This is a genomic window from Shewanella sp. Shew256, from assembly GCF_002196695.1.
Lineage (GTDB): Bacteria > Pseudomonadota > Gammaproteobacteria > Enterobacterales > Shewanellaceae > Shewanella > Shewanella mangrovisoli.
In genome coordinates this window covers 48,076-57,900 of record NZ_NAJR01000020.1, presented here as the reverse complement: position 1 = coordinate 57,900, position 9,825 = coordinate 48,076, and the positions used below count along the sequence as shown (strand labels likewise).

At 46.8% G+C, this 9,825-nt stretch carries 8 protein-coding genes; all 8 read right to left on the bottom strand.

Annotated elements, in window-relative coordinates:
- Positions 1-190 precede the first annotated feature (190 nt).
- The 8 genes from B5P39_RS22435 to B5P39_RS22400 all read right to left on the bottom strand — a co-directional run bounded on the left by B5P39_RS22435 (position 191) and on the right by B5P39_RS22400 (position 9,802).
- Positions 191-391: a hypothetical protein gene (locus B5P39_RS22435; protein WP_088212988.1), complete on the bottom strand. Its 201-nt coding sequence runs from the start codon at positions 389-391 to the stop codon at positions 191-193.
- 28 nt (positions 392-419) lie between these two features.
- Positions 420-686, bottom strand: coding sequence for a hypothetical protein (locus B5P39_RS22430; protein WP_088212987.1), 267 nt, complete (start codon positions 684-686; stop codon positions 420-422).
- Positions 687-732: 46 nt separating this feature from the next.
- The gene (locus B5P39_RS22425) at positions 733-2,346 is read right to left on the bottom strand and encodes an IS1634-like element ISShes12 family transposase (RefSeq protein WP_011715680.1); all 1,614 of its coding nucleotides are present in this window, start codon (positions 2,344-2,346) and stop codon (positions 733-735) included.
- A gap of 255 nt (positions 2,347-2,601) precedes the next feature.
- Complete coding sequence (locus B5P39_RS22420) at positions 2,602-5,196, bottom strand: zincin-like metallopeptidase domain-containing protein (protein WP_176400021.1); 2,595 nt, start codon at positions 5,194-5,196, stop codon at positions 2,602-2,604.
- Positions 5,189-5,374 carry a conjugal transfer protein TraD gene (locus B5P39_RS22415; RefSeq protein WP_088212985.1) on the bottom strand — a complete coding sequence of 62 codons (186 nt, stop codon included), beginning with the start codon at positions 5,372-5,374 and terminating at the stop codon, positions 5,189-5,191. The genes B5P39_RS22420 and B5P39_RS22415 overlap by 8 nt, the downstream gene beginning before the upstream one ends.
- Positions 5,375-5,426: 52 nt before the next feature.
- The gene (locus tag B5P39_RS22410; RefSeq protein ID WP_088212984.1) at positions 5,427-7,484 is read right to left on the bottom strand and encodes a DNA topoisomerase 3; all 2,058 of its coding nucleotides are present in this window, start codon (positions 7,482-7,484) and stop codon (positions 5,427-5,429) included.
- A 12-nt stretch (positions 7,485-7,496) separates the two neighbouring features.
- The gene (locus B5P39_RS22405; RefSeq protein WP_088212983.1) at positions 7,497-7,826 is read right to left on the bottom strand and encodes a single-stranded DNA-binding protein; all 330 of its coding nucleotides are present in this window, start codon (positions 7,824-7,826) and stop codon (positions 7,497-7,499) included.
- Between the two features lie 89 nt (positions 7,827-7,915).
- Positions 7,916-9,802 carry a type IV secretory system conjugative DNA transfer family protein gene (locus B5P39_RS22400; protein WP_088212982.1) on the bottom strand — a complete coding sequence of 629 codons (1,887 nt, stop codon included), beginning with the start codon at positions 9,800-9,802 and terminating at the stop codon, positions 7,916-7,918.
- Between the last annotated feature and the right edge of the window lie 23 nt (positions 9,803-9,825).

Here is a 9,825-nt window from a genome sequence, read left to right as displayed (position 1 = left end):
TACCTGTTAGCACGTTGAAGCAATTCAAAGTCGGTGAGTTGTTATCGATTAATAAGGATGGTTTGGTATCGAGGGCGAGGAAGGTTAAGCGTTAGTGAAAGGAAAGCGCCTAAACGGCGCTTTTTTTTGGGGGGCGTGCTGAATGGTTATTGACCCTTGAGTGATTCTATTAGTTTTATCTGGTTAGATATTAGTTCTTTGATTCTTTCATTGATCTATGACGGTGGAGTTTGCCAACCATGGAGCGGATTAGGAATCCTAACCCCACAGCAAACAGCAGTTGCAAGAGCGTTTCAAAACTTAATGTAGGTAGTTCACCTTTCGCAGCAATGAACATCCAGATCACTGCGCCGAGTGACATTAAAAGCGAATCTGATAAAAATTTCTTCATATATCTGCTTTCCATTGATTAGTTGGGGTTAGATCCCTAGCTTTTCCAAAGCAATTAAAAGCTCATTTCTATTCATCACTAAAAGCTGATCTATAAACGAACTAGAAATAAGGGCGTTATGCGTAAACTCATCATGCGTATAACAAACACACCATCCATCCCCCGGTTGAAATGTAACATGGGCGCTATCATCTTCCAGTATATCACTGAGTGCTTTGCTTATAGGTTTGATAAGTTCATCGGACTTTTCTCTAAGTCTATTGGCTTTTTTTAGTGCTATCGATGCTTTTAGCATGAATGATGCTTTGTTGGTGATCGTTACCCGACTTTCCGCACCTGATTTAGGAATAAATTTGCCGATACCGTTCGCCTAACACGTCGAGAATGATCTGCTGGTCCACTGTGAGTCCTGTGACTTGAGGTGGCGCCTCTCCCAACTGGTACTCGTGCACCCCGCCAAAGCGTAAAAAAATCCACCGCGCAGTCGGTTTTTGCGTGGGTTTCTTTTTCATGTCCGCCACACTCCGGTTCTGCTCTACTAAGCCCTGCCGGATCCGGTGCTCCAGCGCCGCATAAATCATCAGGCTACAGGTCATCACCATCAGCAACGCTTCGATACGTTCCGGTTTTTTAAGATATAACGAGGAGGTTAAAAATTCGGGACTTTTCAGAAACCTAAAACCACGCTCGACATTCTGCTGGGCTTTATAGGTAGCCAACAGCTCAGCCATGGTGAGCGTTTCACTGTGATCATTGGTCGCGAGGATGAACACCCCTGTCTGGTTGCGCGCCTCAGCCACCCGCGCCAAGCTACTTGCGGCTAACCCCTTGATGTGAAATTGGTAGTTCACCGGCATTTCACCCTTTTGGGGCCTTCCGCGCCCTGCATAGATAGGTTCACTCACGACTTCTGCTTCTAGTTGCAGCAGATTTAAGCTGACAGCAAAACGGGCTAATTCAGCCTGCGCATCGGTCTCGCAGGCAAAACGCTGGGCACATAATTTGTTGAAGGCTTTCAGTTCACGCGTGCTGTCTTTCAGTAGGTTTTTGGCTAATGTTTGCTGCTCACGGTGGCTGGCCTGTTCGCTGCGCACCAGCAACCAACGCTGCGCGACGTCGGCATAATTGGCGCTTTGCCAACAGCCATGATAGCCATTGCCCAGCGCAACCAGCGACTGGGTGCCAATGGTTGCCACGGCTCGCTTGGCTTCATTGAGGGTGACAGGCACACGAGTCACGAACAACTGTTGCTGTTGTGCCAGTAGTTGCAAGGTGTCGGCGCAATACAGCGCCGCATCGCCGACCAGATAACGACTCTCCTGCGCGGCCTTGAGACTGCTCAAGTGGCGCCGTACCGTCTGGGCAAAGGCCTTGGTATCATTAATATTACCACTCAAGGCTTGCATGTAGATGGGCAGGCCGGCCTGATTTTCACAGATAAGCTCCAGGATAACCTGGTTTAGCTCTGGCCGATGGTCGCGGCTATAGCCCCGTACCAATTGCAACTTACCGAGCTGCTCGCCATCGGCTTGGTCATAGGCGCCATCGACGTGGAAGCTGGTGATATCGAGGTGTACTGCAGTACTTTTGAGCCCCAATCGTTCAACGACCTGCTCCGCCATCACCTGATAAAGCGTGCTGACATCGGCCTCAAAGAGGGCATCAAGGCAGCGGCCGAGCACATCATCATTGAGGTCATCGGCACAGATCCCCGGGCCAATCAGGCGTTCTACAGGCTTGTTGGCAAAGAATTGCGGGAACATGTGCAAGGTCGAACTATGAAAGCCAAGACCGTTCAGTATCATCGCCACCAACGCTTCACCATGTGAGACTTTGTAGGGCGGCGTTTTGGGTAGCACCGCATCAATCATGCGAGCAATGCCGAGTTCTTGGCAAAGTGCAGCGACCAAACCAAGGTGGTCGAGGTTACGGATAGAGATAGCGGGAGCGGCCATGATGAATTACCTGCAAAAGAGAGTAATAGATCAGAATGACCGATCGCCGTCAAGTTTTTTAAATCGAAAATTAGGTGCGGAATGACGGGTTACAGTAAATGTAAGCATGTTTGCTTATAAGCGCAAGTATTGTTTTTAAGGGGAGCTATAAATGAAAGGAAAGCGCCTAGAGCTAGGCGCTTTTATCTGATAACGTAATCCGCGCCTTTGGTATTCAAGAGCGCGTAAAACGTCACTATGGCTTGTTTAGAGGGGTTAGGCGGGACTTACAGAGCGGGTTTTTACGTGTGACTTTTTAATATTTTGTTCCTGTGTCTGTTCCTGTTTTTGTGTGTGTTGCAGATTTTGTTTGTTCAAAAGCTCATTGATTGCAAATTTCACCTGACGTTTTACCCCATCGATGCCCAAGGCGCTCTTGGTTTTTACATCATTAAAATCGGTGTATTTCTTCATTGTATCAATGGCTTTCATTTGCTCCTTAGTCACCTCTTTATTGCGCCACAATTCAGGGGTGACAATAGGTAACTCGGGAGGGTAAAGCTGTTCTTTTGGAGCGAAAATAGGGAAAAGCGTTTGCCCTTTAACGGCTTCGGCGGCTGCGGTCGCTTTTTCCACCCCTACGTTTTTATCTTCGGTCATTACTTGGTGAGCGTCATTATCACCACAAATCAACATCGGTTTATTAGGGTGAATTTCTCGTAAGGCTTTCGCCACTGTGACAAGATTACCTGCATCAAAAGCTGATACTACGGGTAATGCTGCTGCTTCACTTAGCGTATCAGCGGTTGCATAACCTTCGCTCACAATAATCACCGGGGCTTTAGCCAGTGCGTCCATATCGCCCCCGACAATATGAAACGAGCCCGTTTTTTGTGAACCAGAAGGAAACATTTTCGTGCCGTTTGGCTGGATGGTTTGAGCTGTCCAAATTTTGCCGTTGGCATCATGCGCAGGAACAACCAGATCACCAGTGGTAAAAACTACGTGAGAGGGGTTCTTTTCGCGTAGTGCCTGTGATTCTTTCCAGTTTGCCCCGATTAACACTTTGGGGTCATTTTGCAAGGCCGATGGTTCAGGAATAACGAGCAAGTTACCCGCTTTGGCTTGTTTAACTTGCAAGTATTTCTCATTTCCTGTCGGTAAATTGCATACTTCTAGTAAACGAGTGATACCTTCGCCCACGCTTTGATGTTCAGCTGCTTGAGCCGCTTCTCGCTCTTGCTTCTTCGCAGCCGCTTGAGCATTTAAAACCGCTTTTTCCTCATTGGTCATTGAATAGCCCTTCGATGACCAATTCTGTGATTCCCCGGTACGATTATTTGAGATATAAGCCGCTGGTATGCCGTCTGTAAATGCTACGTACATACCTCCACCGCTTTGATCTTTCACAGAAGCTTTATCAGAGAGCAGTCGGCATCGATGTTTCTTGCCGTCCATAATGGGGTGCTCACCAGTCACATCAAAGCCCATGTCTTTCATCACAAGGGCTAATTCTTCTCTAGCTGTTAGGGCTGGGGCTTGCTCAGTGGGGCGATTTTCAACGAGCCATTTATCAATTAATTGCTTATCAGTGCTGGGGTCTACATACCAAGATTTTTGATGTTTATCCCATTTTGCACCAATGCGTTTAGCCTCATCTTTTTCTGAATAAGGCACCGCAATAAACAGTTTAGTTTCTGGCTTGGCCTCAACCTGAACAACAGGCCATTTATCATTAAGCTTGGGTAACTCTGATTTATCAATAGACCAGTAACCAGCTGATCTATCCCATCGAGCGCCAGCTGCTTTGGCTTCGTCTTTTTCTTTAAATGGTACATCGATAAAAACCTTTTCAGTTTTTTTATCCATGCTTTGCGACTCCATATTGATATTTTGGCGCACAGACTCCAAAGGAGTATTACTAGGAACTGCGGCACTTAACCCCTGTTCTAGATTTTGCTCTTGCTTTTGTTCATAGCTGAGTAACAGCGTTTGTATTTTTTCTGCGTCAGCTGCGGCGCGGAAAATTTCTAGAGGGTCATCCTGCAATACTTTAATCCAGCTTTTTACGTAGGCTGTATGTTGTTCTGGATTGTGGCCTATCCCGAGTTCTTCACCCATGATCATTGATGATATTTCGGCGCGTAGTTCTTCCTTTGCGTAAGCCTCACTGCCGAATGGATGCCCAAGATCACGATTTAAGCGGGAGGGGTGCCCTGTCCAGTGGCCTAGCTCATGTAAGGCCGTTGCGTAATAGCCAGCTGCATCACTGAACTGGTTCTTTTCGGGTAGGGTAATACTGTCCCTGCCGGGGCTATAAAATGCCCTATCTTGCGATTTGTGCATAATATTCGCGCCAGATGAGCTAAGAATTTTTTCCGCTCGATTTACGGCGTCCCACGTTTGCTCGGGGGTTTTAGGTTTAATTTCAATCGGGGGTAAACCCTCGATCTGTTCTGCGTTAAACACAGAAGCAAAAAACACTCTTGGCCGTTCTAACGGCACAATAACCGTTTTGGCCTTGCCTTGGCTGTCTAAAATAGGTTTCCCATTGTCGTCTAATAATTTCTGTTCTTCGTTGAACTTCCAATATTGAACGGGGGTACTTTTTGCCCCTTTTATCACTTGAGCATTAACCGAATTTGCTTGGTCGTATGTCATCCAGCGTGGATCGGAAAACCCCTGTGACATAAGGTTTAAGGTATTGATACCTCTGTATCTTTTACCTGTTGACGGATTGTAGGGTAAGGAGTGGTTATCTTGCCCAGGCACCCACGGTTTTTGCCAAGGTGCAGTGCCTTGTTTGAGCTGTTCTATCAAGCGTTCTGCAACAACTTCGTGGAACGGTTTTTTAGGGGTTTTCTTATTCATTTGAACCCCCATCCAGTGCAGACGTTAGCGCATCTTCTTCACTCATTGCGTCCTCGATGAATGCGCCCATCAAATCCGCTTCGATTGGTGAAACCTCAACTTGAAGTTGAGGGGTAAGAGCATCATCCAGTTTTGCATCGATGACTGATTGCTCAGTGACATTCGTTTCGTTACTCATGGGATTTCCTTACTTGAAATAAAAGAGCGCACTAGGCGCTCATTTAGGGGGGTTATTGTTGGGGGGCTTTTTCTTTCGGCACGATAGGTTTTGAATAATTCGGTCTACCGTTAATATCTGCGTACATTTGTTCACACGTTGGATAATGGCTGCAACCCCACCAGAACCGCCCTTTAACCGATGTTGGGCGGCGCACTAATCCATGATTACAGAGCTTACATTTATAAATATCAGAGATTGGTAGAGGTGATTTCGCGCCGGCGATTTTTACCGCCCCGACATTGGCCTTTTCAACTTGCTCAGTTACAAACTTTACTTGTGCTGCGGTAAAGGCATCGAGAGACATTTTGCCGGATTCAACGTCTTTAAGTTGGCGTTCAACTAATGCAGTTAACACCGGGCTCTTTACCATTGTTGGTAAAGCGTCCACGACACTGCGGCCAAGGGCTGAACTAACTAATGCCTTGCCTTGTTCGACCAAATACCCCCGTTCTTTAAGTTCGGTAAGGATTCCGGCTCTTGTGGCTTCGGTGCCGAGTCCATCTTCTTCACGGAGTAATTTCTTCATGGCTGGATCATCGACAAACTTATGAATCCCGACCATGGCCGCAAGAATAGAACCCTCATTAAAGCGGCTTGGTGGTTTTGTTTTCGCGTCTTTGCGCTCGATGACGCTACACGTTAACGAATCCCCTTTTTTCACTTTAGGGAGGCTTTGATCATCCTCTTTTTCGCTATCTTCTTCCGATTCACTATAAACGTCCTTCCAGCCGTTCAGAGTGATAATTTTACCCGAGGCGGTGAAGCATTCGCCGCCAATATCAATTTCAATATTGGTGCTGCGGTATTCATGCACAGGGTAAAACTGCGCTATGTAGGTACGCACAATCAGCTCATAAATGTTGCGCTCCATTTCTGATAGGGCGCTTTTGTTTGCTACTTCGTGAGTTGGGATAATGCCGTGGTGCGCGGTTAACTTGCTGTCGTCCCATGTTTTGGATTTCAGCTTTGGATCGGCTTTATCAATGATAGAAACCAGTTCAGGGTTAACCTTTTTCAATGATTCCAAGATGCCCGGTACATCGGTAAATTGCGATTCAGGCAAGTAACCGCAATCCGTCCGCGGATAAGTGGTCAGCTTGTGTTTCTCATATAAAGCTTGGCATGTATCAAGGACGTTTTGCGCGGAATAACCATATTTTTTACTGGCGGTTACAGTCAGGTTTGATAACGAGTAAGTCAACGGGTGGTGAGCCTTTTTTGCCGTTGATTTCGCCTCTGTTATCGATGCTGCTGCGCCCGTCATGCTTGTTACCAGCGCGTCCGCGATTTCTGTATTCGTTAATCGCCCTTCGCTATCGAGTCCGGCTTGATCTTCTTTAGCTTTCCACTTGGCGTTAAATTCTCCATCACTGCTTTGTAAGGTAGCGCGTAATGTGTGAAATGGGATTGGCGTAAAGTTTTCAATTTCGCGGTCACGATTAACGACCATCGATAACACTGGGGTTTGCACTCGGCCAACCGTGATTAATGCCCGGGAACCCCCGCGCTCCGCTCGTAGAGTGAAAGCCCGGCTAAGGTTCATCCCAATTAACCAATCCGCTCTTTGGCGACCAATGGAAGCATCCCCGAAAGTCTTTTTATCAGCATTATCAAACAGTGAGTTTAAGGCTCGTTCTACTGATACTTGGTCGATACCGCTTGACCAGTAACGCAAAACAGGACTACTATTCGCATGGTATATTAGAGTTTCATCAATTAGATTTTGCCCCTCCCTGTCTGGATCTCCTGCATTTACAATGACTTGCGCTCTTTTTATTAATACCCCAATTTGCTCTAATTGCGTCTTTGCATCCGCTTTGGGGTGAAGAATCCAATCTTGAGGGATAATAGGCAGATCTTCTACGCGCCAGATTTTTTTGCCGTCCCGTGCGGGTGCGTCAGCTGGGGTGTAGTAATCGGGTTCGGCTTGTTCAAGCATGTGGCCGAAACACCATGTAACCGTATCTTCGCCACATTCAATATACCCATTGCCTTTGCGTGTGACTCCTAGCACTTCGGCTATCGCCCTCGCGACACTGGGTTTTTCCGCGATAAATAATCTATTCATTGCGCCCCCTTGTTACTGAGCTTGATTGGCCTGTGGTGAACTGCCAGAAGTAAAATCAATGTTTACGACTCGGCATTTGAGTTTAGCGCCTGTTGTTTTATCCGATCTTTGGAATGTCTCAACACAAACATCATCGGCAGTTAGTACGATTTGACGGCCTTTAGTGAGCTTTTCCGCTAACTTCTGGCCGCGCTCCCCCCAATATTCAGCTTCAATCCATTGGGTTGTCTCATGTGCCCCAAATCCCACGTTATACGCGCAAGAAAAAGAGGTTACGGCGGTGCCCCCGGGAGTAACACGGGTTACGGCATTTTGTCCAATACGGCATAGTTGAATGAGCATACAGGTAGTTCCTTTTTCATTGGTTTGTTTGGAAAGTTCACGACAGTTTTTACCTGACTTATCCACTGAAAATGTGGATAACAGAGGCGCTAGTCGTTCAGGGTGAATTTTTCAGGGGTAACAGGGGTTCTTAACTTATCTGTTTGCTGAGGGGCGGGGATTTTTACGCGCTCAGAGAAAACAGGATCTTGAAAATATAGGATTTGACGGCCATATATAGCGGGAAAACCCGCCGTGTAAATAATCATATCTCCCGCCTTGGTGATCTCCCCTTTTTCATTTTTTATCGGGGCAGGTAAGCGCATACATTCATCGGGGGTTAACAGCGTTCGCTTGGTTTCCGTGAAAGTGCGGGAAACGTTGGTATTACTGGTCGCAAACCGTTTACCTGATGTGGTTATTTGCTCCTTAATAATGGTGGTTTCACCTGTCAGGTTTGCTAAGTGCTGGGCTGTTTCAAGGCGGTTCGGTGGATAGGCGTTTTGAACGTGACAGTTTGAGGTGATCTGTTCGTCACGGCCATAGCCCGTTTTTTCGCTTTTCAACTGATTAAGGTCTTGGCAAATCAAATAAAACTTAATGCCGTAACCCGCTACGAAAGCGAGCGATTCTTGCAAAATATCGAGCTTGCCGAGGCTTGGGAACTCGTCAATCATGCCAAGTAACCGATGTTTATAGTTGGCTACTGGTCTACCGTTTTCAAATTTCATATCTGACGTCAGTAGCCGGATGATCATGTTAATAATGATCCTGACCAATGGCTTTAAACGGTCTTTATCGGTTGGTTGGGTGATGATATACAGGCTAACCGGGTCGCTATGGTGCATAAGGTCTTTTATCGTAAACTCAGACTTGCTCACCACGTTTGCGACTACGGGGTCACGATATAGCATCAAATAACTTTTGGCCGTAGAGAGAACAGAGCCAGCTTCTTCTTCTGGCCTATCAATCATATCTTGTCCAGCAGCCGCTGATAATGGATGCGCTTGGCCGTCAATGTGCGGATATGAAACCATTTCATTCCACAGGTATGAAATGTTGCGGTTGGGTTCTGATAGCATGGCATCGATAGCAGGGAGTGACGCTGTTTTACCTTCGGCTTGGGATTTATAAATCGTGTGAACAACCACGCCACATAACAAGGAAAACGCCGTTTTTTGCCAGTGGTCATTTAGCCCCTTACCTTCGGGATCGACGATTAGGGTGCATAGGTTTTGAATGTCGCCTACTTCTGAATCTGTGCCTACCCTGATTTCATCGATTGGGTTCCAACAGACGCTGTTGCGGTTAGCGGGTTCAAAGCGTAGTACCTTTTGCCCCATTTTTTTGCGATAGCCTGCCGTTAATTCCCACAGTTCACCTTTTAAATCGGAGATAAATGTACTTTTGCGCCATGTAAGCAGCGTGGGGATTACCAATCCAACCCCTTTACCTGAGCGCGTGGGGGCATAACATAAAACGTGTTCCGGCCCACTATGCCTCAGATAATGGGTTACACCTTTTTCATCGACCCACCCCCCCACATAAACACCTTCGCCCGAATCATCGTTAGCTGAATTTGCTTTTTTCAAGAGGGCTGCGTTTTCAATATCAGAGCGGTTTGCCCACCGTGCCGAACCATGTAAAAACTGGTTTGGTTTGGACTTGGTGGATTGCTGTATTTTGTTAGCTAACACAGCAACAAAGCCGAGGGCTGTTGCAATCATGCCAACGCTACCAGAGGTAATAAACTGTTCGGGGTAAACTGAGTACCAATCAAACGCCCACGTTAGAATTTTTGTGGGTAGGTAGATGTGATTCAGATTCTCGCCCAGCTGCGGCTGATAGCCGAATGTGTGGGCAAAATGCTGAGTTGCCATTTGCAAGCCAACCAGTACCGAGGCTGAAACAAGAGCAAGCGGCATAAACTTACTTTGGCTTTTTTGGGGTGAGCGCATTTCGCCACCCACCATATTGTTGTGATCTTTGATTTTCATTTGTGATACTCGGCGTTAAGGCG

Bases quoted from the DNA above. Each gene is read 5' to 3' on its own strand.
- B5P39_RS22435 (WP_088212988.1), bottom strand. From the start codon at position 391: ATGAAGAAATTTTTATCAGATTCGCTTTTAATGTCACTCGGCGCAGTG.
- B5P39_RS22430 (WP_088212987.1), bottom strand. From the start codon at position 686: ATGCTAAAAGCATCGATAGCACTAAAAAAAGCCAATAGACTTAGAGAA.
- B5P39_RS22425 (WP_011715680.1), bottom strand. From the start codon at position 2,346: ATGGCCGCTCCCGCTATCTCTATCCGTAACCTCGACCACCTTGGTTTG.
- B5P39_RS22420 (WP_176400021.1), bottom strand. From the start codon at position 5,196: ATGAATAAGAAAACCCCTAAAAAACCGTTCCACGAAGTTGTTGCAGAA.
- B5P39_RS22415 (WP_088212985.1), bottom strand. From the start codon at position 5,374: ATGAGTAACGAAACGAATGTCACTGAGCAATCAGTCATCGATGCAAAA.
- B5P39_RS22410 (WP_088212984.1), bottom strand. From the start codon at position 7,484: ATGAATAGATTATTTATCGCGGAAAAACCCAGTGTCGCGAGGGCGATA.
- B5P39_RS22405 (WP_088212983.1), bottom strand. From the start codon at position 7,826: ATGCTCATTCAACTATGCCGTATTGGACAAAATGCCGTAACCCGTGTT.
- B5P39_RS22400 (WP_088212982.1), bottom strand. From the start codon at position 9,802: ATGAAAATCAAAGATCACAACAATATGGTGGGTGGCGAAATGCGCTCA.